18 protein-coding genes are annotated in these 26,710 nt (G+C 66.1%); 5 read left to right on the top strand and 13 right to left on the bottom strand.

The features are described from left to right. The first annotated feature begins 12 nt into the window (after window positions 1–12). Together ABC728_RS06055 and ABC728_RS06050 are read left to right on the top strand one after the other, a co-directional pair. Window positions 13–1,206 (top strand): acetyl-CoA acetyltransferase, encoded by a 1,194-nt coding sequence (locus ABC728_RS06055; protein WP_416619158.1) that lies wholly within the window; start codon window positions 13–15, stop codon window positions 1,204–1,206. 191 nt (window positions 1,207–1,397) lie between these two features. After that, window positions 1,398–2,675 carry a spinster family MFS transporter gene (locus tag ABC728_RS06050; protein ID WP_416619159.1) on the top strand — a complete coding sequence of 426 codons (1,278 nt, stop codon included), beginning with the start codon at window positions 1,398–1,400 and terminating at the stop codon, window positions 2,673–2,675. 72 nt (window positions 2,676–2,747) lie between these two features. Here the strand turns inward: ABC728_RS06050 and ABC728_RS06045 are convergent, their stop codons facing one another. Together ABC728_RS06045 and ABC728_RS06040 are read right to left on the bottom strand one after the other, a co-directional pair. Then, window positions 2,748–3,554, bottom strand: a complete 807-nt coding sequence (locus ABC728_RS06045) for an enoyl-CoA hydratase/isomerase family protein (RefSeq protein ID WP_445376378.1) — start codon at window positions 3,552–3,554, stop codon at window positions 2,748–2,750. After that, window positions 3,551–5,053, bottom strand: a complete 1,503-nt coding sequence (locus ABC728_RS06040) for an AMP-binding protein (protein WP_416619161.1) — start codon at window positions 5,051–5,053, stop codon at window positions 3,551–3,553. Before ABC728_RS06040 ends, ABC728_RS06045 begins: the two co-directional genes overlap by 4 nt. 308 nt (window positions 5,054–5,361) lie before the next feature. Between ABC728_RS06040 and ABC728_RS06035 the strand changes: the two genes are divergently transcribed. After that, on the top strand, window positions 5,362–5,637 hold the full coding sequence (locus tag ABC728_RS06035) for a hypothetical protein (protein WP_416619162.1): 276 nt from the start codon (window positions 5,362–5,364) through the stop codon (window positions 5,635–5,637). Next, the gene (locus tag ABC728_RS06030) at window positions 5,634–7,253 is read left to right on the top strand and encodes a GMC family oxidoreductase (RefSeq protein WP_416619163.1); all 1,620 of its coding nucleotides are present in this window, start codon (window positions 5,634–5,636) and stop codon (window positions 7,251–7,253) included. The genes ABC728_RS06035 and ABC728_RS06030 overlap by 4 nt, the downstream gene beginning before the upstream one ends. A gap of 8 nt (window positions 7,254–7,261) precedes the next feature. Here ABC728_RS06030 and amaB read toward each other — a convergent pair whose 3' ends face one another. Genes amaB through hglS form a run of 3 tightly spaced genes read right to left on the bottom strand, consistent with a single transcriptional unit; the run spans window position 7,262 to window position 13,178 of the window. After that, entirely contained in the window at window positions 7,262–8,833 is a 1,572-nt protein-coding gene (gene amaB, locus ABC728_RS06025; protein ID WP_416619164.1) for an L-piperidine-6-carboxylate dehydrogenase, read from the bottom strand. Between the two features lie 11 nt (window positions 8,834–8,844). Continuing rightward, complete coding sequence (locus tag ABC728_RS06020; protein WP_416619165.1) at window positions 8,845–11,772, bottom strand: FAD-binding and (Fe-S)-binding domain-containing protein; 2,928 nt, start codon at window positions 11,770–11,772, stop codon at window positions 8,845–8,847. A gap of 2 nt (window positions 11,773–11,774) precedes the next feature. Next, the gene (gene hglS, locus ABC728_RS06015; RefSeq protein WP_416619166.1) at window positions 11,775–13,178 is read right to left on the bottom strand and encodes a 2-oxoadipate dioxygenase/decarboxylase HglS; all 1,404 of its coding nucleotides are present in this window, start codon (window positions 13,176–13,178) and stop codon (window positions 11,775–11,777) included. A 244-nt stretch (window positions 13,179–13,422) separates the two neighbouring features. Between hglS and ABC728_RS06010 the strand changes: the two genes are divergently transcribed. Beyond that, a complete protein-coding gene (locus ABC728_RS06010) occupies window positions 13,423–14,706 on the top strand; it encodes an NAD(P)/FAD-dependent oxidoreductase (protein ID WP_416619167.1) in 1,284 nt (427 codons plus the stop codon). 9 nt (window positions 14,707–14,715) lie between these two features. Here the strand turns inward: ABC728_RS06010 and ABC728_RS06005 are convergent, their stop codons facing one another. From ABC728_RS06005 to ABC728_RS05970, 8 genes are all read right to left on the bottom strand, one after another. Then, window positions 14,716–15,621, bottom strand: coding sequence for a LysR substrate-binding domain-containing protein (locus ABC728_RS06005; RefSeq protein ID WP_416619168.1), 906 nt, complete (start codon window positions 15,619–15,621; stop codon window positions 14,716–14,718). A gap of 77 nt (window positions 15,622–15,698) precedes the next feature. Beyond that, complete coding sequence (locus ABC728_RS06000; protein WP_416619169.1) at window positions 15,699–16,625, bottom strand: M14 family metallopeptidase; 927 nt, start codon at window positions 16,623–16,625, stop codon at window positions 15,699–15,701. Between the two features lie 16 nt (window positions 16,626–16,641). After that, window positions 16,642–18,342, bottom strand: a complete 1,701-nt coding sequence (locus tag ABC728_RS05995; protein WP_416619170.1) for a DUF885 domain-containing protein — start codon at window positions 18,340–18,342, stop codon at window positions 16,642–16,644. 64 nt (window positions 18,343–18,406) lie between these two features. Next, window positions 18,407–20,023, bottom strand: a complete 1,617-nt coding sequence (locus tag ABC728_RS05990; RefSeq protein WP_416619171.1) for a gamma-glutamyltransferase family protein — start codon at window positions 20,021–20,023, stop codon at window positions 18,407–18,409. Window positions 20,024–20,075: 52 nt separating this feature from the next. After that, window positions 20,076–22,136: a prolyl oligopeptidase family serine peptidase gene (locus tag ABC728_RS05985; RefSeq protein WP_445376415.1), complete on the bottom strand. Its 2,061-nt coding sequence runs from the start codon at window positions 22,134–22,136 to the stop codon at window positions 20,076–20,078. 1 nt (window position 22,137) lies between these two features. Continuing rightward, on the bottom strand, window positions 22,138–23,052 hold the full coding sequence (locus ABC728_RS05980; protein WP_416619172.1) for an alpha/beta hydrolase: 915 nt from the start codon (window positions 23,050–23,052) through the stop codon (window positions 22,138–22,140). A gap of 33 nt (window positions 23,053–23,085) precedes the next feature. Beyond that, complete coding sequence (locus tag ABC728_RS05975) at window positions 23,086–24,450, bottom strand: MFS transporter (protein WP_416619173.1); 1,365 nt, start codon at window positions 24,448–24,450, stop codon at window positions 23,086–23,088. A gap of 114 nt (window positions 24,451–24,564) precedes the next feature. Continuing rightward, the gene (locus tag ABC728_RS05970; protein WP_416619174.1) at window positions 24,565–26,637 is read right to left on the bottom strand and encodes a TonB-dependent receptor; all 2,073 of its coding nucleotides are present in this window, start codon (window positions 26,635–26,637) and stop codon (window positions 24,565–24,567) included. Window positions 26,638–26,710: the final 73 nt, after the last annotated feature.

Genomic DNA, 26,710 nt, shown 5'->3' with positions numbered 1-26,710 from the left:
GGAGGAACTTAAATGGCCAGCGGGATCAAGGACAAGGTCGCCATCCTGGGCATGGGATGCGCGAAATTCGGGGAACGGTGGGACACTGACGGCCCGAGCCTGATGGTGGAGGCGTTCGAGGAAGCCATCGCCGATGCGGGCATCGACCCGTCGCAACTGGAGGCTGGCTGGTTCGGCCATGCCGGCAATGCCGTGGGGCCGGGCGCCATTCCGCTGGCCCTGGCGCTGCGCCTGCACAACATCCCCATGACACGGGTGGAAAATGCCTGCGCAACGGGCACGGAGGCACTGCGCGGGGCCGCCTATGCCGTGGCCAGCGGTGCCTGCGACATCGCCTTCGCGCTGGGCATGGAAAAGCTGAAGGATGCCGGCTATAGCGGGCTTCCCGCCGCGTCGCGCGGGCCGTTCTATGACGCCACCAACGCCAACCTGACGGCACCCGGCGCCTTTGCGCAACTGGCCTCTGGCTACGCCGCGCGCCACAAGGTGGCGGCGGACGATCTGAAGCGCGCCATGGCCCATATCTCGGTCAAGAGCCACGCCAACGCCACGAAGAACCCCAAGGCCCATCTGCGCAAGTCCATCACGGCCGAACAGGTGATCAAGGCCCCCATCGTGGCCGCCCCCCTGGGCCTGTTCGATTGCTGCGGCGTGTCCGACGGCGCGGCCTGCGCCATCGTCACAAGGCCGGAGATCGCGCGCGCGCTGGGCAAGACGGACATCGTCACCATCAAGTCGCTGCAACTGGCCGCCACCGGTGGTTGGGAGGCGCAGGGCAGCGGCTGGGACAGCAGTTATGTGCCCACCACCCGCGCCGCCGCCGCCCGCGCCTACAAGGAAGCCGGCATCAATGATCCGCGCGCGGAACTGAGCCTGACGGAAGTGCATGATTGCTTCTCCATCACCGAACTGGTGACCATGGAGGATCTGGGCCTCAGCGATGATGGCAATGCCTGGCGCGATGTGCTGGACGGGCGGTTCGATGCCGATGGCGCCCTGCCCTGCCAGATCGATGGCGGCCTGAAATGTTTCGGCCATCCCATCGGCGCCACCGGTATCCGCATGGTCTATGAGAATTATCTCCAGCTTCTGGGCCGGGCCGGTGCCCGCCAGCGACAGCAGCCGGTGGTGAACGCGCTGGCCCATAATCTGGGCGGCGCGCCGTTCCACGGCATCTGCTCCATCTCCATCGTCGGGCTGCTGTAATACCAGATCCCGGTGAGTTGCACTCACCGGGATCTGGTACGGCGGCGACCGCCGCCGCGCCGCACATGCGGCGTAGCCAAGCTCACGGATGTGGGCGCCGGCGATTGAGGCCGGTGATCGGTTGCGATCACCGGGACTTGGTATAAGGCATTCCCCCAACACGTCCAACCATGAACAGACAGGACCCGGCCTTGAGCACCTCCCCATCCGAACCGGACGCGCGCTACCGCTATGTTGTCGTGGCGGTGCTGGGCTTCGCCTACATGCTGAACTTCGTGGACCGGCAATTGCTGTCGATCCTGGTAGAGCCGGTGAAGCAGGATCTCGGCCTCAGCGATACCCAGATCGGCATGCTGACGGGGCTGATGTTCGCGCTGTTCTATACGTTCTTCGGCATTCCGGTGGCGATGATCGCCGACCGGGGCAATCGCACCCGCCTGATCGCGGCGGCCTGCGGCATCTGGAGCATCTTCACCGCCCTGTCGGGTCTGGCCACCGGCTTTGTCAGCCTGGCGCTGGCCCGCATCGGCGTCGGCATCGGGGAGGCGGGCTGTTCGCCCCCGTCATACTCGATCATCGCCGATTATTTTCCGGCCCATAAACGCGGGCGGGCCCTGGCGCTCTATCTGCTGGGCGTGCCCGCCGGCAGCTTCGTCGGCGCCGTGGCCGGTGCGGCGATTGCCGACGCCTATGGCTGGCGCACGGCTTTCGTCGTGATCGGTCTGGTCGGCGTGCTTTTCGCGCCGCTGCTGCTGCTGATCGTGCGGGAGCCCGTTCGCGGGCGTTTCGACGCGGCGGCCCCGTCCGACGCCGGCCCGCCCCGCCTGATGGAGGCGCTGAGCTATTTCTGGCGGTCACCGATCTTCATCTTCACGGGCCTTGCCTGCGGTCTGACCTCCTTCTGCTCCTACGGGCTGCTGAACTGGACGCCGGCCTTCCTCAGCCGGGTGCAGGGCATGTCGTTGGGCCAGATCAGCGGCTATTTCGGGGTTCTGGTCGCGGGTTCGATGGTTGTCGCCGCCTGGATCGGCGCAATGGTCGCGGACAAGGCGGGGGCGCGCAATCCCATCTGGTACGCCCTGCTGCCCGGCCTCGGCATGCTGCTGGTGGTGCCGTTTCTGTTCGGCTTCACCATGGTGGATGACTGGTCGCTGTCGCTGCTGCTGCTGGTGCCGCCCACCATGCTGACATCCATCTATCTGGTGCCGGCGCTGGCCTTGCTGCAGAACCGCACGCCGCCCCAGTACCGGGCGACGGTCAGCGCCACGCTGCTGTTCCTGCTGAACCTGCTGGGCCTGGGCTGCGGCCCGCTGTTCGTGGGCATGGTCAGCGACCGGCTGACGCCGGTTTACGGCACGGCCGGTCTGGCCATGGCCCTGCAATGGCTGACACCCTTCATCATCCTGGCCTTCCTGTGCCAGGCGATCACCGCCTGGCTGATCCGGCGGGAGGCGCTACAGGGAAAATAGCGGAATATGCAAACAAAGACAGCACCGTCCAAGGGCGGTGCTGTCTTTGCACAGAGCGGCGAGACTGCCCGCCTACCGCCGCTTCCAGTTCCCGGCCCGCCGTTCCTGCACGGCCAGGATGCCCTCGGCGAAATCGTCGGTGATGCTCAGCTCATTCTGCTTGCGCGCCTCAATATCGGTCTGCCGGCGGATGTCGTCCAGCAGGCCGTCGCGCAGGGTGGCCCGCGTGGCTTCCACGGCCAGGGGAGCATTCTCCGCGATCTGCCGGGCCAGCGTCAGGGCGGTGTCGAACAAGTCCCCTTCCTCGACCAGCCGGTCGGCAAGACCGATACGCAGCGCCTCCTCCCCATTGATGCGCCGGCCGGTATAGAGCAACTCGGCGGCCTTCTGCTGTCCCACCACACGCGGCAGCAGCAGGGTGATGGCAAAGCCCGGATGGATGCCGATCTTCACGAAATTCACCGCCATGCGCGTGCTGGGGGCGACCACACGGAAATCGGCGATCAGGGTCAGGCCCAGCCCGCCGCCGATGGCCGCTCCCTGCACCGCCGCCACGATGGGCTTGCGGATGGCAAACAGACGGTATGCTGCTGCATAGATCTGCTCCGGCTTCTCATGCGCCTGGGTCAGTTCGGCCCCGGCGCAGAAATTCCGGCCCTCGGCCGCCAGAACGATGGCGTGGATATCGGGATCGGCGTCCACCTGCTCCAGCGCGCCTGCCAGCGCCGAGAGCAGGGGAATGCTGAAATAATTGCTGGGTGGCCGGGCAAAGCGGACGATGGCGACATGGCTCTCGGCCCGCGTCACATTGATGACATTGCCGTCCGCATCCGGTTCAGCCAATGGACCATTGTCCGGCGAAAATTCATGCTGGTTCATTTTCTACCCATGTTTTCCTGGGAAAGGCGTTCCTGGCGGAACTGGCTGCGGCGGGCCTTGCCCACCTCGTCGCGCAGGTCGGTGGTGACGAATTCGAAGCTTCGCGGGACCTTGTAGCGGGCCAGTTGCGTGGCGAGGTAGGCCGCCAAAGTCTCCGCGTCCAAGGGTGGGGCCTGACCGGGTGAGACCTGCACGATGGCATGCACCCGGTTGCCCAGATCATCGTCGGGCAGGCCGATCACCACGCTGCCGCGCACATCCGGATGGCGCTCGATCGCCGCCTCCACCTCCGCCGGATAGATATTGACGGCACCGGAGATGATCAGGTCGGTGCGGCGGTCGGAGATATAGAGGAACCCCTCTTCATCGACATGGCCCAGGTCGCCCAGCGACGTCCAGCCATCGGTGACCTTCATCTCCGATCCGATATAGTGGAAATTGGGACCCGCCCCGGACGCCTGACGGAAGAAAATCTCCCCCACCTCTCCGGGCGCACAGGGCGAGCCATCGGGACGCAGGATCGCCATTTCGGTGCCCGGCGCCGGGCGGCCGACCGATCCGCGATGGGCCAGCCAGTCGGTCCCGCTGATGATTGTAGCCCCGATCCCCTCCGTTCCCGCATAAATCTCGAACAGCCGATCCGGCCCGATCCAGCCGATCCAGCTTTCCTTCAGCCACGGCGAACAGGGGCCGCCCAGATGCACCAGGGTGCGCAGGCCGGACAGGTCGTACCGGCCCCGCACCGCTTCCGGCAGGCGCCAGATACGGCCCATCATGGTGGGAACCATCATCACATAGCTGACGCGGTGGCGCTCGATCAGGGCCAGACAGGCCTCCGCATCGAACCGTTCCATATTGACCACATGGCCGCCGCCGAACAGGCACTGATGCGCGGCACTGAAGGCGGCATTATGATAAAGCGGCCCTGGATTGAGGATGGTGTCACCCGCCTGTTGCAAGGCATAGCCGGCCCCCACCGGATCGGCCCGCCCGTCGACATTGGTGACGATGACCTTGGGCCGCCCGGTCGAACCACCGCTGGTGATCGCCTTCCAGGAAGGGGACACGCACGCCGGCAGGGGCTGGTCGCCATCCTCTGGCCCCGGTTCCATATCCGGCGCCAGGGTCGGGCACCGGGCGAAGCACAGGCCGGGCGGCCCGATTACCAGACGCGGCGACACCGCCGCCACAATGGCGGCGCATTCGGCCGCCGGCATCTTGGGCGAGATCGGACAGGGCACGGCCCCCAGCTTCCACAGGGCGAAGCTGGTCTCGAAAAAGGCGATGGAATTGGGCAGGGCGAAGATGACGAAATCCCCCTGCCTCACCCCGTGACGGGCCAGCAGGCGGGCACGGCGGTTGGCGCGGGCATCCAGTTCGGCCCGGCTCAAGGTCACGCCATCCTGGGTCAGCGCCGGCCGGTCGGGATCGATGGCGGCGTGGTAGGCGAGGACGAGGCCCAGCGGCAGACGGCTGGTCGCGGAAGGCATCACGCTCATAGGGCCGGCCCCGCGCGTTCCGTTCCAGACCGTGACGCACAGCTGCTTGTCATTCCACCAGGCACCGGATCGCCCCTCTCCATTGCAAAACCGAACCGGTGAAACCTGCCAACGACCGGCATTCCCGTCTAATGCTTTGCTGGGTATTCGCATTCCTTAGTGGAATATCCCCCCATTATTCTTCCGGAGAATACCAATTGACCACAAGTCATTTGACGCATGATCGAGCCCCCGCCGACATTGGCCGGAAACCGGGCCACCGGCGGGTGCGCGGCAAAACAACAATATCGGGGGGGGGCGAGGCCAGCATGGGAAATTTCCTGCAAGACGGCTGGTACCAGCATGGGTCCGGCCGCGGCATGACACCGGCGATGGCGGGGAGTATGCATTGCTGTGCCAGCGGCATGCGGCGCGCCCGCATGAACCCTGTTGATTATTCGGCGCGGCGGCGGACGATGCTGCACCCCACCGCCGGGCGGAAGGATAAACCCATGCTGGAAGATCAGCACAAACGCATCGGCGATGCCGGTTCCAATAGCCTGGACCCGATGATGATCACCCAGGAACAGGTTGCCGGCGCATGAAGAACGGGAATGACGGAAGCCGGCACGACTTCATCATCATCGGCGGCGGGTCGGCCGGAGCCGTGGTCGCGGCAAGGCTGAGCGAGGATCCCGATATTGGCGTCCTGCTGCTGGAAGCCGGTCCCCGCGACCGCAGCCTGCTGATCCACATGCCGGTCGCCTTCCGCCTGCTGCGTCAGCACATGCTGTTCGACTGGGGCTACAAATCGGAGCCGGAGCCGCACGCGGCGGAAAGGTCCATCCCGGCGGCACGCGGCAAGGTACTGGGCGGATCATCGGCCGTGAATGGCATGATGTATTCGCGCGGCCATCCCGGCGACTATGATCAATGGGCGCAGATGGGGGCCAAAGGCTGGTCCTTCGATGATGTCCTGCCCTATTTCCGCAAATCGGAGCGTAGCGAACGGGGGACCAGCCATTGGCATGGCAGCGACGGCCCGATGAGCGTGTCGCGCATGTCGCATGACGATCCGCTGGTCCGGGCCATGCAGGCGACGGCCCGCGCCCTGGGCCATCCCGTCACCGACGATTTCGAGGCGGGCACCTCGGAAGGTTTCGGCCTGCCGGACCTGACGGTCGGACGGGGACGCCGGGCCAGCACCGCCAGCGCCTTCCTGGCGCCGGCGCGCGGCCGGCCCAACCTGACGATCAGGACCGGGGCGCAGGCGACCCGCATCCTATTTCAGGGAACCCGCGCCGTGGGGGTGGAATACCGGCAGGCGGGCCGGACCCTCACCGCCCATTGCACGGGTGAAATCGTGCTGTGCGGCGGCGCCTATGCTTCACCGCACCTGCTGATGCTGTCGGGCATCGGCCCCGCCGACCATCTGCATGCGCAGGGAATTGATGTGGTGGCGGACCTGACCGGTGTGGGCAGCAACCTGCAGGACCACCCGCTGGTGCCCATGGGGTTCCGGGGCACGCGCCCCTTCCCGCTGCGCGCGAAATTGCGGGCCGACCGGGTGGCGCTGTCCGCATTGCGCTGGGCGCTGACCGGCAAGGGCATGATGGGGACCCAGCCCCTGACCGCCATCGCCTATTACCGCTCGCACGCAGGGCTGGAACGGCCGGATCTGGAGAATATCCTGATGCCGACCAGCCTGAGCGCCCATGTCTGGTTTCCCGGCATCCGGCCACCGCATGAGGACATGCTGACCTCGCTGAACTGCGTGCTGCGGCCGGGCAGCCGGGGAACCGTCCGCCTGCGGTCGGCCGATCCCCTGATGGCCCCGGAAATCCGCTTCAACCTCTTGTCCGACCCCGGGGATGTCGATCTGCTGCGCCATTCGATCGAATGGACGCGCGACCTGATGGCGACGGACCCGATCCGTGATTTCGTGGGCGAGGAGGTGTTTCCCGGCCCCAAAATGGCCGACCGGCAGGCGATGGACCGCTATATCCGGTCCGTCGCCGTCACGGCCCAGCATCCGGCCTGCACCTGCCGGATGGGCACGGATGACGAGAGTGTGGTCAATGCCGCCCTGCAGGTGCATGGCGTGGAAGCGCTGCGCGTCGCCGACGCCTCCATCATGCCCACATTGATCGGCGGCCACACGAACGCCCCCAGCATCATGATCGGCGAACGTGCCGCGGATTTTCTGACCAAAGGTCCCTGAAAGCAGTTTCAGATATCGAACCTCACCCCTTGGGCGAGCGGCAGGGTGCGCCCGTAATTCACGGTGTTGGTCGCCCGCCGCATATAGGCCTTCCAGGCGTCCGACCCGGATTCCCGCCCGCCGCCCGTCTCCTTCTCACCCCCGAAAGCCCCGCCGATCTCCGCACCCGAGGGGCCGATATTGACATTGGCGATGCCGCAATCTGACCCACGGACAGACAGGAAGGTCTCCGCCTCCCGGATGTCGTTGGTGAAGATCGAGGAGGAAAGGCCCTGGGGAACGGCATTGTGCTGTGTCAAGGCGGCGTCGAAATCGCTGTAGCGCATCACATAGAGGATCGGTGCGAAGGTCTCCTTCTCCACCGGTCCGTGCTGGCCGGCGATTTCGACCAGGGCCGGGCGGACATAATAGGCGTCGGGACCGAAGCCGGATTCCACCCGCCCGCCGCCGGATAGAACGCCGCCTGCGGCCACGGCGTCGGCCAGGGCCGCCTGCTGGGCTTCGAAGGCCTGCCGGTCGATCAGTGGCCCGACGAGGCTGCTCTCCACCAGCGGGTTGCCCACCGGCACCGTGGCATAGGCCTGCTTCAGGCGCGGCACGAAGCTGTCATAAAGGCTGTCATGGATGAACAGACGGCGCAGGCTGGTGCAGCGCTGGCCGGCCGTCCCCATCGCCGCGAAGGCAATGCCGCGCAAGGCGAGGTCGAGATCGGCCGTGGGCGCCACGATGGCGGCGTTATTGCCGCCCAGTTCCAAAATGGCGCGGGCAAAGCGGGACGCCAGACGCGGGCCGACGGCCCGGCCCATCGCCGTCGACCCCGTGGCCGACACCAGCGGCACATGGCGATGGTCGACCAGCATCTCGCCCACCGCGCGTCCGCCGATCAACAGGCCGGACAGACCCTCCGGCGCCGTGCCGCCATCGGCGCGGAACCGCTCCATGGCGCGGGCGAACAGCGCATCCACGGCCAGCGCCGTCAGCGGCGTCTTTTCCGACGGCTTCCATACCACGGCATTGCCGGCCACCAGCGCCAGGGCGGCGTTCCATGCCCAGACGGCCACGGGGAAATTGAAGGCGGAGATGATGCCGGTGACACCCAGCGGGTGCCAGGTCTCCATCATCCGGTGTTCCGCCCGCTCCGTCGCGATGGTCAGACCGTGAAGCTGGCGCGACAGGCCCACGGCGAAGTCGCAGATATCGATCATCTCCTGCACCTCGCCCAGCCCTTCGGAGATGATCTTGCCCGCCTCGATGGAGACAAGGCGGCCCAGTGCTGCCTTGTGGCTGCGCAAAACCTCGCCGAACAGGCGCAGCAGTTCGCCCCGGCGGGGGGCCGGCACCAGGCGCCATTGCAGGAACGCCTGATGGGCCTGATCAATGACCTGTGCCGCCTCCACCGCACCGGCCTCCCGCACTTGGGTCAGTGTCTCGCCGGTAACCGGCGAGCGGGCGGCCAGTGTCTCGCCGGTAACCGGCGAGCGGGAGGTAAGGGTCCCCGCCAGGTGGCGATCCTTGTCCACGCCGAACCGGTCCAGCAGGGACAGGGTCTCGGCAATCAGGGAAGTCGGGGTGGCGGGCATGACAGGGTTCCTTATGAATGATGGGAATGCCGCAGATGGGCCAGCAGCGCCTCTGCGGGGTGACGGGGCCGGAAGCCGGCCATGCGGTGGATCTGGCAACGACAGGAAAAGCCCGTGGCAAGCACCTGCCCGGCCGGGATGCCCGTCAGCTTCGGCCGCCAGCTCATCTCGAACAGTCTTGCCGACAGGCCGGCCTGTTCGCGTTCATGCCCGAACAGGCCGGCCATGCCGCAGCAGCCCGTCGCCTGGATTTCGAGCGTAAGGCCGAAGGCGGCGAAGATGTCCTTCCAGAGCCTGGGCGCGCGGGGCGTGGCTGTCCGTTCAGTGCAATGCGCAAACAGCCGGAAGGTTGTCCCCTGCCGTGACCCATCCGGCACCGGGAGCCGCCCGGCGGCGATCTCCCCGGCCAGGAAATCCTCCACCGACAGGATGCGGCGGCCATCGTCGCGGGGTGGCGCATGCCCCCGGTATTCCTGGTCCTGCATGAGCAGGGCCGCCGGTTCGATGCCGATGACCGGCACGCCGGCATCCAGCAGCCGCCCCTGGAAATCGCAGGCCGCCCGCGCCACAAGGGCGAACCGGTCCAGCATGCCCTGCACATGCAGGGCCTTGCCATTGGGCCGGGCGGCGATCTGATGAACCCGGTACCCCAGGGTGATCAGCAGGTCACGCACCGCGTGCACCGTGGCCCCGTCGAAGCTGCCGGTGAAACTATCCTCCAGCAGCAGGACCGTGCGCACCCTGTCAGCCGGAGCAAGCCCGGACCAGATGGCAAGATCGGCGGAAGACGGGTGGCGGCCACCGCGCGCCGGATCAATGCGGGGCAGGTCGATCAGGCCGAAGCGGTCGCGCAAAAGGCCGGACGCCCATCCCAGCAGCAGATTGGCCAATCGCGGCACCCGGCGGGCCATCGGCAGCAGTGTTTCCATGCGCGCCACCAGGGGATCGCGCAGCGGCCGAGGGCGGTGCTGGTGGAAGGCATGAAGAAAACGGGCCCGCATGGCGGGGATATCGACCTTGACAGGGCATTGCCCCGCGCAGGCCTTGCAGGACAGGCAGCTTGCCAATGCTGCATGCACCTCGCCTTCAAATGCCTCCAGGGTGGCGGGTGCTGTGGGCAGGCTTTTCAGCCGCGCCCATTCCCGCAGCAGGGCGGCGCGGCCCTTGGGGGATTGCCGCCGGTCGCGCGTCGCCTTGTAGGAGGGACACATCGCATCGTCGGCATCCCAGTTGAAGCAGGCGCCATTGCCATTGCAGGCGACGGCCTTTTCAAAAGGCCGGGCCAGAGCCGGGCCGATTTCCCGGTCGAAGCCCCCCCTGAACGGCACGCCATCGATCCGGTCAACCGGCCGCCCCCCGTCGGGCGATGCCAGCTTGCCAGGGTTCAGCAGGTTCAATGGATCGGCCGCCCGCTTGATGCGGCAAAGCTCATCGTACAGCACCGGCCCGAAGAAGATGGGCGAATATTCGCCCCGGAACCCCCGCCCATGTTCGCCCCACAACAGGCCGCCATGGCGCCTGGCCAGCGCCGCCACCGCGTCGGAGATGGGGCGGATCAGGGCGGCGTGGGCGGGGTCGCGCATATCCAGCGCCGGGCGGACATGCAGGCAGCCGACATCCGCATGACCGAACATGCCGAAATCCAGGCCGTGGCCATCCAGAATGGCGCGGAACCCGGTGATGAAGTCCACCAGGCGCTCGGGCGGGACCGCCGCATCCTCGACAAAGGGGGTTCCCTGGTGCCGCCCGTCCAGCCGGCCCAGCAGGCCCACCGCCCTTTCCCGCAGGGACCAGAGCTGCGCGATGGTGGCGGGGTCGCGCACGATGGCCCAATCCAGCACCGCCCCGGCATCGCCGGTCAGCATGGCCGACAGGCGATGCAGCGCCTGTTCCAGCACCGCCGGCCGGTCGGCCACGAACTCCACGATGTTCAGCCCGCCGACGGGCATTGTCGCAGGACCACCCAGCACGCCGTCTATATCGGCCCAGACGGGGTCCTGGCGTGCGAGGCGGAGGATCTTGTCGTCCAGGATCTCGATGGCCGCCGGGTCCGCCGCCAGCAGCCGCCCGATATCGGCCAGGGCACCGTTGAAGGACCCGTAACGGATGCCCACAAGCGCACGACAGGCGGGAATGGGCCGCACGCGCAGGGTCAGGCGCGTGGTTACAGCCAGCGTCCCCTCCGATCCCGCCAGAAGATAGTGCAGCCGGAACAGTCCGTCCCCGCCCAGGACATTGCGCAGATTATAACCGGTCAGGCCCCGGTTCATGCGGGGAAAGATTTCAGCGATCAGGTCATGGTGTCGGGTGACGACACGATGCACCTCGCGGTGCAGCCGCCCCGCCAGATCGTCCTGCCGCATGACCCGCCGCAGCGCGTCCCGGTCCAGGGCCGCGACGGCGTGGCTGGAGCCATCGGCCAGCACGACCTCCATCCCGTCGATATAGTCCGACGTCTTGCCATAGATCCGGGACCCCTTGCCCGAGGCATCGGTGGCCACCATGCCGCCCAGCGTGGCCCGCGAGGCGGTGGAGACGGTGGGCGCAAAGAACAGGCCGTGGGGCCGCAGGAAGGCGTTGAGCTGGTTCAGCACCACCCCCGGCTGGACGGTGACGGTCAGCCGTTCCGGGTCCAGCCCCTCGATCCGGTTCATATGGCGCGAGGTGTCGATCACCACACCGGCGGTCAGCGACTGTCCGTTCGTGCCGGTCCCCCCGCCCCTGGGCGCCAGGGGAATGGGACCATGATCGGCGGATGCCGCAAGCCTGACGATGGTTGCGATATCATGGCCATCGCGCGGGAACAGGATGGCGGCGGGCGGACGCTGATAGATGCTGTTGTCCGTGGCGAAGACCGTGCGGGTTGCCGCATCATCGGCGATGTCGCCGCGATAGGAACTGTCCCGCAGCGCCGCCAGAAACCGGGGGACCGGTTCCACCTTCACGCTTCCGCCTTCAAGGGCAGGTCCGGGTCCAGCCCCAGCCGCGCCAGGGCTGTGCGGATCGACAGGGACTGCTCGTCCGCATAGAGAACCATTTCATCGCGGACAGGCGCGCCCAGCGCCTGTTCGAACGATGCACGGCTGGAGCGCTCGTCATATTGCCGCCGCTCCCCTGCGCCAAGATTGGACTGGAATATCCCGGCTGCACTGACGGGCAGGAAATCCTCATAGGTGATCGGCTCATATCCCAGATAACCCCGGTCCACGAGGTCATCCACCGACAGGACCGACATCCGGTCTTCAGGCGCCGCCAGCCCGGCCGGCGTGGGGAAATAGCGGAAGAAGGCCAGCCCCTGATCGCGCAGCATCCGCCAATCGTCGGGAAAGGCACGAAAGCGCATCGCCAGGGCCTGCCCATCATCGCCCGATCCCGCCTGCGCGTCGCGCCGCGCCGCCGCCAGCAACTGGTCATACAGCAGCCGGCCCTTGGGCGTCAGGGCGGCACCGCGCTGTTCAATCTCCCCGAAACGGGCCGTATGGGTGCCCAGCACATCCCCTTGGCCGGTGGCGAAACCAACCGGTTCCGACAGGGCCTTGAAGCTGGTCTGGCGCAATAGGATGGGGCAGTCGCGCCGCGGCGGCCCTTCGATCTGCGCCTTCGCCGCCATGCCCTGCGCAACCATGCGGGCCTGTGCCGCATCGATATCCAGGGTGCGCGGGGTCAGGTGGTTGATATGCGGCCCCTTGAAACTGACGATATCGGCAACCAGCCGGTGTGCGGCCACCAGCGCCTTGTAGGTCGACAAACCGACATTCGCCTGCGCATGCCAGCGGAAGGTCTCCAGCGCCTCGCGCACGAACCCGGCCGCCTGGTCATGGTCCAGGCCGCCCTGTGTCTCCGACACCGCTACCAGTTCCATGGCGCGCGGCGTGAATATCCGCCGGGCCGACAGGATGGCCGCCGCCTCTGCCCGCAACGCTTCATCCCCGATCAGGTCCAGGCGCAACAGCGAGGTGAAGACGCGAAACGGATTGCGGCGCAGGTCAGCCGCGCCCACGGGCCGGAAAGCCGTGGAATGCACCGGCACACCGGCCACCGACAGATCATAGTAACCGACGGGAACCATGCCCATGACCGCGAACAGCCGGCGCATGTCGAACAGTTCGGCGGCCGTGCCCACCCGGATGGCGCCATGGCGTTCGACATCCAGCCGGGCCAGTTCGCCACGGCATTCCAGACGGGCCATCAAGTCCGGTGCGGATGCCAGCGCATCGGCGTTCACCGATGCCACCAGTTCCAGCAACGCGCCATATTGCGGCACCTCGGTCCGGTACATGTCCGACAGGGCGATGGAAAACAGGGCGCGGATTTCATCCGGCGGGACACAATCCGTCCTCGTCATCTGCGGCTCCCAGGCTGGTGCAATAAACGGCGGGGAGCTTCGTCGGACGAGTGCCGGCAATCAAATCAGGGATTATCAAGACCTCATTCCACGCCAGAATGACCTGCACACAGCGCGACGGCCCCTCCCCCCCGCATTTCATTCCATGGGGGAATGATGTTTGGAGCAATCATCGCTATGCAGGATCATACCCATCCGCCATCGCTTATCCGGGACTCACCGATTTCCGGACGTGGAACAACAGATGTTGGGAAATGACCGCTCCCATGGCCTTTGGGAAAAGACTGCGCCGGCGCCCGTCGCCTGCACACCCTTGCACGGGGATGCACGGACCGATGTGGCCGTCATCGGCGGCGGCTATACCGGCCTGTCGGCGGCGCTGCATCTGGCCGAAGCCGGGGTTGCGGTCACCGTTCTGGAAGCGGTGGAACCCGGGTTCGGCGGGGCGGGCCGCAATGTCGGGCTGGTCAATGCCGGCATGTGGGTCATGCCCGACCATCTGTGCGACGTCCTGGGGCCGGTGCGGGGGGAGCGGCTGCTGAACCTGCTGGGCGACGGCCCGCGGGAGGTGTTCGCCCTGGTGGATCGGCTGGGCATCGAGTGCGAGGCTGAACGAAGCGGCACGCTGCATTGCGCGGTCGGGCGCGGCGGTCTGGCGGAGATCGCGCGGCGTCAGGCGCAATGGGTGCTGCGCGGTGCCCCCGTCCGGCTGCTGGACGCGGCGGAGACGCGGGCGCGGACGGGATCATCCGCCTATGCCGGCGCCCTGCTGGATGCCCGCGCCGGCACGATCCAGCCGCTGGCCTATGCCCGTGGCCTGACCCGCGCCGCCCTGGCCGCCGGCGCCCGGATATTCACCGGCAGCGCGGTCAGGGATGCACAGGCGCAGGGCGGAAAATGGCGTCTGTCCACCGGTCACGGGACCTTGACGGCGGACCGGGTGATCGTGGCAACGGACGCCTATGCCAGCGGCCCCTGGTCGCAGGTGCGGACCGAACAGGTCCACCTGCCCTATTTCAATGTCGCGACCCCGCCCCTGCCCCCGGACATCCGCGAGACCATCCTGCCCGGCCGCGAAGGGGCCTGGGACACGCGCGATGTGTTGAGTTCCTTCCGCATGGACCGGGCCGGGCGGATGGTGTTCGGCAGCGTCGGCGCGCTGCGCGGCACCGGCACCGCCATCCACCGGGCCTGGGCGCACCGTGCCCTGCGCCGGCTGTTCCCCCAGATCGGCCCGGTCACGTTCGCGGCGGAATGGTATGGCCAGATCGGCATGACGGGCGACAATCTGCCACGTTTCCACCGCTTCGCCGACAATGTGATCAGCTTCAGCGGCTATAATGGCCGGGGCATCGCGCCCGGAACTGTTTTCGGCAGGCTGGCGGCGGCCCTGATGCAGGGCACCCTGCAGGATGGGGAATTGCCGCTGCCCGTGTCGCCGGTCACCCGGCCGCGCCTGGGCCGGGCACGGGAAGCCTTCTTCGAGGCCGGAGCCCAGATCGTGCATGCCGCATCCATGCGCTGGTGAAAAGGGCGGTCAGGCCCCCGCCCGCGCCGCCGATGTCTCCGCCAGTATCCACTCCCGGAACGCCGCCAGCCGGGGATGGCTCGCACGGTCAGTGGGCCAGACGAGGTGATAACATTCCGTGCTGCGCATCGGCCGGTCCAACGCGGGGACCAGTTGGCCCGATCGCAGTTCCTCACCGATCAGCAGGTCGGGCAGCAGGGCCACGCCCAATCCCGCCACCGCGGCCTGGGCGGCCGTGGCGAACTGGTCGATCAGCATGCCATGGACGCCATGGGCATCGACACCGTTGGCCCGCAGCCATTGCTCCCAGGCATCGGGCCGGCTGGTCAGATGGAGCAGCGGTGCCTTGCGGATGTCGGCGACCAGATCGAACGCAAACCGTTCCTTCAGGGAAGGGGAACAGGCGGGAATCACCGTCTCCGGCATCAGCATGGCCAGTTCGGCACCGGGCCATTCCGCCGGGCCGAAATGGATGGCGGCATCGATGGCTTCCAGTCGGAATTCAAACCGGCCGGGCCGGGTCACCAGATTGATGGTGATGCCCGGATGGGCTGCCATGAAGGAAGGAAGCCGTGGGGCCAGCCAGCGCGTGCCGAAGGTGGGCAGGACCGCCAGGTTCAACGTCCCGCCCGACGGGTTGGCACGGAGATTGAGCGAGGCGGTGCTGATCCGGCGCAACGCCTCTCTTATTTCCCGCGCATAGCCGTCGCCCGCCACGGTCAGGTGAATGGTCTGGCGTTCGCGATGGAACAGTTCGACCTCAAGCTGTTCCTCCAGCGCCTTGATCTGGCGGCTGACGGCACTCTGCGTCAGGCAGAGTTCACGGGCGGCGGCCGTGATGCTGCCTGTCCGCGCCGCCGCCTCGAAGGCGGACAGGAGCGGCAGGGACGGCAGGAAACGGCGGGGCGTCTGCAAGGGCTCCTCCCGAGGGGCCGGCGCTGCGGGACAGTGTCAGACTGGGGGCACGGGGACGAGGGGAAAGGGATCGGCAATCAGCCGGCCTTTCCCCCTGAATGGGCCAAGGCGAAATCAAGCGCCGCCCGCACGGCCGCCACCTGCGCCCGGATGCAGATGTCCGGGGTCGTGCGCGAGCTGTCGGGATAAACCTCCGTCGTCGTCTTGAAACGCGCATTCGTGATGGAGGGGCAAAGCCCCAGTTGCGCAACCGGATATTCGATGATGCCATGGGCGATGACGGGCGATCCGATGATTTCACCCTGCGCATCCGGCGGCGCGATATGGGTTACCTTCTCGACCTCGGCAATGATGGCTTTCTGGAAATCAAGCTGCCGATCCTCGCTGTCAGCCACCAGATAGAAACCGTCCGGCGTCTCCTCCTCCACGAAGACCTTACCGTCACGGGCGCTCAAGGCGGGGCCGAACTCGGTCCGGTCGGTGTCCGTGGTCTCATGCAGGTCGATATGCAGGAGGTAATCATTGGCAAAGGATTGCGTGAGATCCATCAGCGCCGTCGCCTCAACCGGCCCGCCCGGCCGGAAATTGCGGTTTGGATCCACGGCATCATGATTCCAGCGGTGGATCCGCTCATAGGCCCAGGGGCTGACACAGGGGGCGACCAGCAGATTGACCCTGCCGGCATAGGCCCCGGCAGCCTGATCGAGGAAGGCCAGCGCGCCGAGGACGCCGCTGGTTTCATAACCATGCACCCCCCCGGTCACCAGGACCGCCGGCAGCCCCGGACGCATCACACGGCTGCGCAGTGCGTAGAGCGTATAGGCGTCGCCGGCATATCGTACCTGCCCATAGACGGTCCGCTCGAAACGGTCCCCCAGGGCATCGATCCGCGTGACGATGTCCTTGTCATAGAAGCGGCGCCGGGATTGCCGGGACCGCCACTGGTCGCGCTCCCGCTCCCCCCACGGGCGCCCGGCCTCTCCGATGGGGCTGTCGGTCGTCATCGCACTTCATCTCCCGTCAGGATGCGGCGGCCATTGTGCTGCCGGCGATCCAGTCGTCAATCAACATTTCAAGCACGGGCAGCGTCACCGCCCCGGCCGCCATCAGTGTGTCGTGGAAATCGCGGATGCGGAACCCCTCTCCCAAGGCCGCCTCGGCACGGGCGCGCAGTTCGCGGAACTTCAGATTGCCAAGCTGATAGGCCAGCGCCTGCCCCGGCATGCCGATATAGCGGTCGACCTCCGCAGTCAGCGTTTCCAGCGGCATGGCCATGTTCTGACGGAAATAGGCGATCGCCTGATCCCGGCCCCAGCCCTGGGCGTGGATGCCGGTATCCAGCACCAGGCGCAGGGCGCGCCACATCTCCATTTCCAGGCGTCCATACCGCTTCTCCGGCGTGTCGTAGAAGCCCATATCCTCGCCCAGCGCCTCGCAATAGAGCGCCCAGCCTTCCAGGCAGGCGGCATATTTCAGGGCACCGAACCGGCGGAAGTCGGGAAGCTGGTCCATTTCCTGGATCAGAGCCAGATGCATCAGATGCCCTGGCCAGGCCTCATGCAAGGCCAGTGGCAGATGCATATAGCGCGGGCATTTGCCCGGCAGCGAGGTGATCCAGTGGATGCCGGCCGCACTGCCATCGGCGGGATTGGGCTGCGCATAGGCCGGCGGCATCTTGTCGGCCACGGCCACCGGAATAGAGTTGATGCCATAGGTGATGCGCGGGATACGGCCGAAATACTCGGGTATGCGAGCGTCGATGCGCTTGGACAGGATTTCGATCTGCTCACGCAATGCCTCGGCACTGGCGGCGAACTGCTGCTTGTCGGTTTGCAGATGCTGGCGGAAGCCTTCAAGGTCATCGGGGAAGCCGGCGGCCCCGGCAACAGCCAGCATTTCCCCCTTGATGCGCCCGACCTCCTTCAGGCCGATGGCATGGATGTCGGCGGGCGGCAGGTCGAGCGTCGTATACTGGCCGATATGATAGGTGTAGTGACGCTGGCCATCGACATCATCACTACAGGCAAGGCTGTCGCGGGCGGGCGGCAATATCGTGCGTTCAAGATAACGGGCATAGGCCAGGAAGGCGGGCACCACCACCGTCTCGACCAGCTTGCGTCCTTCCTCGGCCAGGGCCGCCATCGCCCGCCCCCGGCCCGCGGCCCGTGCCAGCGGACCGTAAAAGGCATTCTCCTGCACGGGCATCGACATCTGGCCACGGATCTGTGCGATGGCCCGTTCAACGACGAGACGGGGATGGGCCATACCGGCGGCAACGCCCCTCGACAGGCTTTCCTGCACCGTCGCGAAGGAGGCCGCGGTCGTCGCCAGACGCTGAAGGTAGCGCCGTGCATCATCGGCCGTCGCCAGCGCGGTGGAGTTGGCCCAATAGATCAGCGTGAATTCCGGCCCCAGCGGATACAGCGTGGGCCGCAGATGGGCACCAGCATCCACCATCTCCACCAGGGACCGGAACTCATGGTCGAGCAGCCGGTGCGTGGCCCGGTCCTGAACGCTCAGCGGCGCCGGATCGATGCTGGCAAGCTCGGCCAGCGCCGCCCGGGCCCAGGCGGCCCGCCGCTCAAAATCGGCAGGCGCCTCGTGCAGCAGCTGGTTCGCGCCGGTGGCGACACCGGCGGCGATGGCGGTGATCGGGAACTCCTGGCACTGGAAGGTCCAGAAGCGTGCGGCCAGATCGGCCAGGGTGGTGGAAGCGCTCATCGCGGTTTCCTTGGGTAGCGGCCGGCTTCGTGCGAGCGGGCGATGGTCGGGAAGGAGGTGGTGGTCAGACCGCGTCGGCAACACCGGTTCGGCGCGGGTCGGCGCAGGCGCTGGCCGTCCCGTCGGCAGCGATATGCACGCCCTCATAGCTGCCATTATGGTAGTTCCAGGGATTGACCAGTTCCATCCGAAGCCCGCGTGCCCGCACGCCGGCATGGATTTCCGGCGTGCCGCAATCCACCTCCAGCGTGAAGGCATCGGGTGAAAGGCTGTCCGGACCATAGGTCGGGCCGCCGATGCGCGGCCGGTGGACCGAACTCTCGATATCCATCCCGAAATCCAGAATGTTGAGCGCGTTGGTCACGCAATTCGGGATCAGGCCGACACTGGGCGACCCGGCGGCCAGCACCGGCTTTCCATCCGCGTCAAAGATGATGTGCGGGGCGACATAGCAGGTGCCGCGATCCCCCGGCTTCGGCATGGTGCGGAAGAAATGCACACCGCCGGCCCACAGGTTCATACCGTCCACGATCAGCCCGTTCGACCAGGCGCTGGACATGACGGAATGGAGGACCGTGGCAATATTGCCGTCACGATCCACAACGGTCAGGTGGTTCGACCCCGGATAGGGTACGCGGGCGGGGTCCACCCGCTTGGGCTCGCGCATCCGCATCAGCTCGAAGCGCATGGCCGCGTAATCCTTGGACAGGATGGTTTCCAGCGGCAGCGGCCAGCTGTTGGGATCGCCCTGGGCGGCGCCATCGGCGAACACTTCCAGACAGAAGCGGGCCAGCCAATACATGGTATCGGCGCTCTCGTTCGGCAGGCCCCACTCCTTCAGCGGGATGCGCTCGACAAGATTAAGGATTTCGATGATGTGGGTCCCGCCATTGTCAGGCGGGGGAGAACCGGCGATCTTATAATCGCGATAACGGCCCCAGGCCGGGTCCATCCAGCGAACCTCGTAACGGTCGAAATCCTCCATGGTCAGCACGCCGCCGGCACGCTTGACGGTGTCGACCACCTTCTGGGTGAAGGCGGAACGGTAGAAATAATCGACGCCGTCCGTCGCCATCCGCTCCAGCGTCTCGCCCAGCGCGTGGTTGACCAGCGGCTCGCCAGGGCCGCGCAGGCTGTTGTCGCGGAAATAGATGCTGCGGCCTTCCTCCGACAGGCCGATCTTGTCCATCTTTTCGAACATCATGCCGTAGAGGAACGGGTAGATCGGAAAGCCCTTATGGGCCAGTTCGATGGCGGGTGCGGCCAGGGCTTCGCGCGACTTGCTGCCATAGCGCAGGCGCGATGCCTCCCACGCCGCCCAGAAGCCGGGAACCGCCACGCTGCGCCCTGTCGGCACATCCGCCGCGGAGAAGCCCGGCAGGCCGGCCAGCGGTGCGTTCATCGACCCGTTTATATATTGAGTGGCGCCGGTCGCCTTGTCGTAATGCATCATGCTGAGCACGCCGAAGGCCGTGGTCATGTGCGGTTCGACAACCGTCTGCGCCAGCGAGGCGGCAAGGGCGGCATCAACGGCATTGCCGCCGTCACGCAGGACATTCAGCGCCACGCGCGAGACGATGGGGTGCGAGGTGACCACGACCCCGTCGCGTCCCGACGCCTTCTGCTTGCGCCCGAACACGGCCGCCTGCGTAAGCTGTGCGATTTCGTCATGATCGAACATCACTTGCCTCTCCTTGGGATATCTTCCGGCCGAGCCGCATGCCGGTATGCGTTTAAGGGGTGAGCCCCAGATATTCGGCGAAGAAAGCCAGGACTTCCGCCGACTGGCGCGTCTGGCTGTCCTTGCCCACGGTGCCGTGCCCCGCATCGGCATGCACCCGCAGCAGGATGGGCAGCGTGCCGCCCCCCGCCTGCTGCAGGCGGGCCGCCAGCTTGCGACCGTGCCAGGGCGGGCAGCGCGGATCGTTGGCCCCGCAATCGATCAGCATGGCCGGATAGGCAGTGCCGTCCCGGACATTCTGATAGGGTGACCAGCGCATGAGAATGTCTGCCATCGCGGGGTCGGACGGATCGCCATAATCCAGCGTCGCCGCCATGGTGAACGGGTCCCGCACCCGGCCCAGCAGGTCGGTGACGGGCGCCTCCGGCGAGATGGCACGGAACAGGTCGGGCCGCTGCACGGCCGCCACGGCCGCCATCACGCCGCCATTCGATCCGCCGGTCACCCCAAGGTGCCGGGACGTGGTGATGCCCCGCGCAATCAGGTCTTCGGCAATGGCATACAGGTCGTTGAACGTGTTCTGTTTGGACGCCAGGCGTCCCTGGTGCCACCAGCGACTGCCGAACTCCCCCCCGCCGCGCAGATGCCCCAGGACCAGCACGCCGCCCGCCTCCACCCACGCCGCCCAGCGGCTTCCGAACCAGCCGGGAAGCACGGCGACATTATAGCCGCCATAGCCGGTAATGATGGTCGGCTGCGGCCGCGACAGGTCAAGGTCGCGACGCGCCACGATATGATAGACGATCTCCGCGCCATCGGCGCTCACGGCCGTGCAGTCCAGCACCTGCGCATCCAGCGTCCATTCCGGTTCCGTGACGCGGGTCAAGGCACGGGTCTTCACATCGGCCGTGCAATAGGCGGGCGAGGTCGCGGGCGTGGAAAACAGGAAGTCGATCTGGTCACCCCGGCCGCGTGCAATGGTATTGGTGACGTTGAAGAAGGAGAAGAAGCTGCCCGTGCGGTTCACCAGACCCCGGCCGGGCAATTCAATCTCCCCTTCCAGCACCCCCGACCGGTGGTAGACGCGCAGCCGTGAATAGGTGTCGACGAAATCAAGGACGACGGCCCGGTCGCCCACCGCCAACACATTGGCCAGCACGGCATCCGATGGCGGGATGATTTCCTGCCAGGTCTCTGTCTGGGCCGGGCATGCCAGCGGGATCGACACCAGCCGGCCGCCGGATGCACCGTCATCGATGATGGTGAAGAACCGGTCGCCAACGATATCGCCCCGGAAGATGCCTTCAACATCCCTCAGGAACGGCTTCCAGACCCCGTCCCCTTGCGTATCCAGGATGAATTCCGGGCGGGGGGCCAGATGGTTGGCGAACAGCAGCACATGGCGCCCATCGGCCGCAACCACCGGCCGCACATAGAAATGGCTGGGCTCGACCCTCTCGTGGACGGCTTCGGCCGGTCGGCCGATCATGACCCGGAACAGCGTCCTGTTGGCCGCGATGTCGGCCGGGTCCATGCTGACATAGAAAAACCCGCTATCGTCGGGCAACCAGACGAAATTGCTCATCCGCTCGCTGGGCAGGCCCTGAGACAGGATCCTGCCCGTTTCCACCTCCACCAGTTGGACGACAGGCTTCTCCCGGCCCCCAGCGGTATAGGCGACGATCGCCATCCGGCCGCTGTGCGACAGCGCGTATCCCGCCATCTGCAACGGCTCACCGGCACGCAGCAGGTTCAGATCGACGACACGCCGGCCCGGTCCCGTCGGCGTATCCGACAGTTCGACGACCATCAGGTCCTGGTCAGCGGGCACGAAGCGGCGGATATAGTGGCCGCCGGCAAAGGTCGGCAGCATCATGTCATCCGCATCACCCATCGAAAGAAGCCGGGCCAGGAATTGTTGATAGGTCGGCAGACCGGAAAGATGGGCGCGGGCCATCTGGTCCTGCGCCGTCTGCCAGCCCATGACATCGCCGTCCTTATCACTTTCCAGCCAGCGGAACGGATCGACATGGCGGACCGTACCGCCGCCGAAGACCACCTGTTCGGGGCGCGCTTCGGCCGTCAGCGAAGCCCTGGCATCCATGCCGGCCATATCAGGCACCCCCGCCCTTCCCGCCATCCAGCGCATCGGCCCACACCGCGCGGATGCCTTCGCCGATGATGTCCGCGATGACGGAGCTGTGATCCTTGCCAGGGAAAATCCGTGTGGTGAGCTTGAGCGACGGATATTGGCGCAGCAGCAGCGTCTCAGCCATCAGGACCGGTGCGCTGACGATGCCCCAGGCAGCCAGACTGATCTGGCCGATCTCCCGCTCCCCGGCGCCGAAAAACACATGGGCCTTCAGGTCCGCATGGGCCGCGGCATAGTCGGTTTCCAGCCGGAAGGCCGAACGGTCCACCGCGTTGCTGGACGGGCTGCCGATGATATAGCGGCCGAAGGCGCCGGGCCTGGCGAACAGGGCATAGTTTGCGAACATGCCGCCGCCGGAATGGCCCAGCAGGCCATGATCCGCGCTCATGCGATAGGTGCGCGCCAGGTCCGGCCGTACCTCGTCGACCAGGAAGGCAAGAAGATCGTCGGCCTTCTGCTGCTGCCCGTCCTCCGGCACGCCGAGCTTGCGAAAATAATCCCCGCCCGGCCCGTCGAACAGGATGTTCCGCCCGGGCGGTGCAAAATCGATGGCGCGGCGGCGGCCGAATTCCGCCACCCCGGCATCGGCGGAACACCCGATGCCCACGACGATCATCTCTGGCGCCAGCCCACCGATCACCAGGGTATTGAGCAGGCCCACGGTCAGGTGAAGCAGGAACGGCCCGTCCGTCACCCACAGGACGGGATAATGCTTGTCCGGCATGGCGTGATAGCTGGCCGGCAATGCCACCTGGACTTCATAATCCCAGCCGAAGGCGGCGGCCGGCATGGCGATGGCCGGCTCGATGGACATGGCGCAGCGGGCCCCGGGCCGCGCCCAGTCATGCACCGGCGCCTTCTTCGCATCTTCGCTCATCGTTTTTTCCCTCCCCTATCGTACCGGGTCCGATCATCGCGCCGTGGTCGCGCCGGCGGTCTCCGGCGTGCGGTCAAGGGGGTGTTGCAAGCCGCTGTTCGCCCGTGCCGTCGCCTGGAACGGCTTTTCCGCAAGGCGGAGCATGATGATGCAGATCACCCAGGCTGGCAGGCTGATGGCCAGGCCACCCCAGAACAGACTATGCGGCCCCGCATCGATCAAGTCGCCGAAGAATGCAGCACCGGCGACGCCCAGGCCGACCGCCGGCCCGTTGGTCATCGCCCGGATCGCCATGATGCGCGCCCGGACCGGGGCCGGGGCCAGTTCCTGCAACAGGCTGACGCTGGACGCACCGGCAATCGTCGATGCGATGATCTGTATGCTGACGATGACATAGACCTGCCAGGGTGCGGTCACAAACGGGATGAAGCAAATGAACGGAACCGAGATGGCCAGCGTGACCCAGATGATGCGCGGTGCCGCGCGATAGCCAAGCCGCTTCTGCAGATACCGCAGAACGAAATTGCCGGCCACGACGCCAACCACGCTGGCTGCCGCGATGACCGCCCCCAGCACCATGCCCACTTCCGCCGGACCCAACCCGAAAATGCGGGTCAGCGAGACCGGCGTCCAGGCCAGGATGCCGGTGACACCCAGGGCGAAGAAGGTCATGCCGATAAAGACGAAAAGCACCGACCGCATATTGCTTTTCAGGAACGGAATGATGGGTGCCACCGGTGCTGCCGGCTGCCCCCCCGCCCTGCTTTCCACCCGCCCCTTCGGAAGGACGAAAAGCATCGCCATGAAGAGGGGAAACGGAATGGCGGCAGCAATGAAGGCCCAGCGCCAGTTCTCAAGCTCCGCAAAGGCCGACAGGGCCGGGCCCATCGCATTGAGGCCGGAGATCATGGCACCGACCAGGAAGAGACCGGACGCCATGCTCAACGATACAGCGATGTAATAGATCATCGTCGCCGTGACGCGCGCCTGTCCACGGAACAGTTCCGGCAGAAGCGACATGAAGATGGGCGCAATACCGGCCTCCGCCGCCGCCACGGCCGCAGAGGCGGCGAACAGGGAGACAAACCCCGACGCAAAGCCGCATGCGGCCGTGCCCAGCGCCCAACTGACAACACAGAGCGCCAGCACCCATCGTTTGTCGAACCGGTCGGCAAACCAGGCGATGGGATAGGCGCCCAGAAACGTGAACAGGGCGAAGCCGATGCCCTGGATAAGGCCGAGCTGGGTGTTGCTGAGATCGAGTGAGACACTCATCTCGGCGGCGACCAGCCCGAATACCTGGCGATCGATCGTGGCATACAGCATCACGGCGACCATCACCGCCAGACAAAGCGATGCACGGATGTCCGTGACTGCCGGGGGCATAGTTCGATGCATTGGCTTGTTCCTGAACCCGTCTATCCCGCAGGTTTGAGCGCGCACATACCATGATCCGCAGCCAACCCGATTGCCCATCCGGTTTCATCCGCTATCCTGGCCGTGCGACGCCCCTTAGAACCCGGTCTTGAAATTCACGCCGATGATACGGGGCGTCTGCTCCACGTCCTGCAGGATCACACCATAGGGACCGGGAATGACCGGCCTGCTGACATCGGTCAGGTTGTCGGCGAACAGGGACAGTTCGAAATTGCCGAAATCCACGCCGATCCGCGCGTTCAACAGGTCGCGGGCACCAATCCGGACATTCACATTGGACCCGCGGTTGATGATCGCGGAACGCCCGGCATGCTGATAATCCAGGCGCGCAAAGCCGTCCAGGCTCTCCGACAGGGGCCAGCGGTAGTCGATATAGCCCGACCAGCTTTCCTGCACGGCATAATCCACCGGATCGCCAACCGCATGTTCGGCGGAAGCGGTCTTATAGGAAAGATCGTTCCAGCCATAGGTGGCGCTGACCGTCAGGCCGCTGACGGGGCGGGCGGTGAGGGATGCGTCGATGCCATAGCCCTGCACCTTGCCGCCATTCGTGATGTATCCGATGGCGGCACCGACGGGGAAGAACGAGCTCTGCACGCCCTGCCAGTCATTGTAATAGGCCGCGGCATCGACGATCAGGCGGTTGTCCAGCAACTGATGCCGGGTGCCGACCTCATAGGTCCACAGCTTCTCAGGATCATAGTCGGCCGGACCGCCCGTCGCCGCGGAGTTGAAACCACCGCTGCGGAAGCCCTTCGCAACGCTGGCATAGACCAGCCCGTCCGGCGAAAACTTGTAGCTGACATTCACCCGCGGATTGACGGAGGAGAAATCGCCGCTGTTCTCGTTGATGGCCGGGTTACCGAAGCTGGCCGACACCGCCGTGAGCGTGCGCTTTTCATAGAAATAGCGGAGCCCGCCGGTCACGGTGAGCTGGTCGGAAACATTCCATGCCAGTTCGCCGAACACCGCCCCCGCCTCTGACTTGCTGGTCGCCACGGCAGAGATCAGGTCGAAGGCCATGGTGCCGGGTGCGGTGACCGTCCTGGAGACACCTTCGCGGTCAAGGCGACGGCCATAGAGCCCAACCGTCCATTCCACGATGCCGGGGGCCGATGCCAGCCGGATCTCATTGGAGAAAATCTCCGTGCTTGAATCCGAGCCCAGCCCTACGCTGGTGATGGTCCCCGCCGGATATCCGAACACCGGCAGCAACGGCACATAAACGGACGAAAGATCCGTCATCGTGCTGTTCTCCGCCTTCTGGTAACCGAAGCTGTTCAGCAGAGAGCCCCAGCCCAGGTCCCATCGCAGGACGGCGTTGACCAGATCGTAGTTCGGATTGTTGTATGCCGCCAAGGGAGCGGATGTCTGCCGGCCGGTCCCGTAATTCTGGTAATCCTGCTTCTGGTCCTGATGCAGGACCATGATGGATGCCTGCAGGTTCTCCGTCACCTCGGCCAGCAGCTTGCCGCGGATCGTGAAGATTCTGGCGGCATTGACGTCCTTCTTGCCCGTCACCGTGCTGTCGATCCAGCCGCCCGTATCCTCATACCCGGCCACCACGCGCAGGCCCACGCGATCTTTCACCAAAGGCAGATTGACGACACCGCTCACGCGCCCGGCGGTGCCGCCATCGGTCACCCGGCCCAACTGGCCTTCCAGGCGCCCGCCGAAATCCCGCAGGTCGGGATTGGCCGTCAGATAGCGGATGGTGCCGCCCATGGACCCTTCACCATAGAGCGTTCCTTGCGGTCCGCGCAGCACCTCGACACGTTCCATGTCGATCAGGCGCAGGCCGACGCTCTGGGTATTGTCATCGATGCTGGTCGGCATCTCATCCAGATACTGGCCGACGGTGGGCAGGCCGTTGGTGGCCGACACACCACGGATCTGCAGGCGTTCCTGGCCCGGCGCCGTCTCCACCAGCGACAGGCCGGGCACGGCATATTGCAGCTCCCGCAGGCTCGCCACGCCACGTCGTTCGATTTCCGCACCAGTGACGGCCGTGATCGCCAGGGGAACCTCGATCAGCCGCTCCATGCGCTTTTGCGCCGTGACGATGATTTCCTCCAGGATCACCGGCTCTGCGCCCACGGCGGCAGTAGTGGCCTGAGCCTGAACCCCGGCCGGCAGGGCAAGAACCATGGCCGCTCCGGCAAGCAGGTGACCACGCGACCAGTATGAACATTTGCCGCTTCGCGCCATATCCAAGTCTCCC

It is taken from the genome of Niveispirillum fermenti (assembly GCF_052474395.1).
Note: the sequence above shows the minus strand (reverse complement) of the source record. Positions and strands in the feature narration are given on the sequence as shown.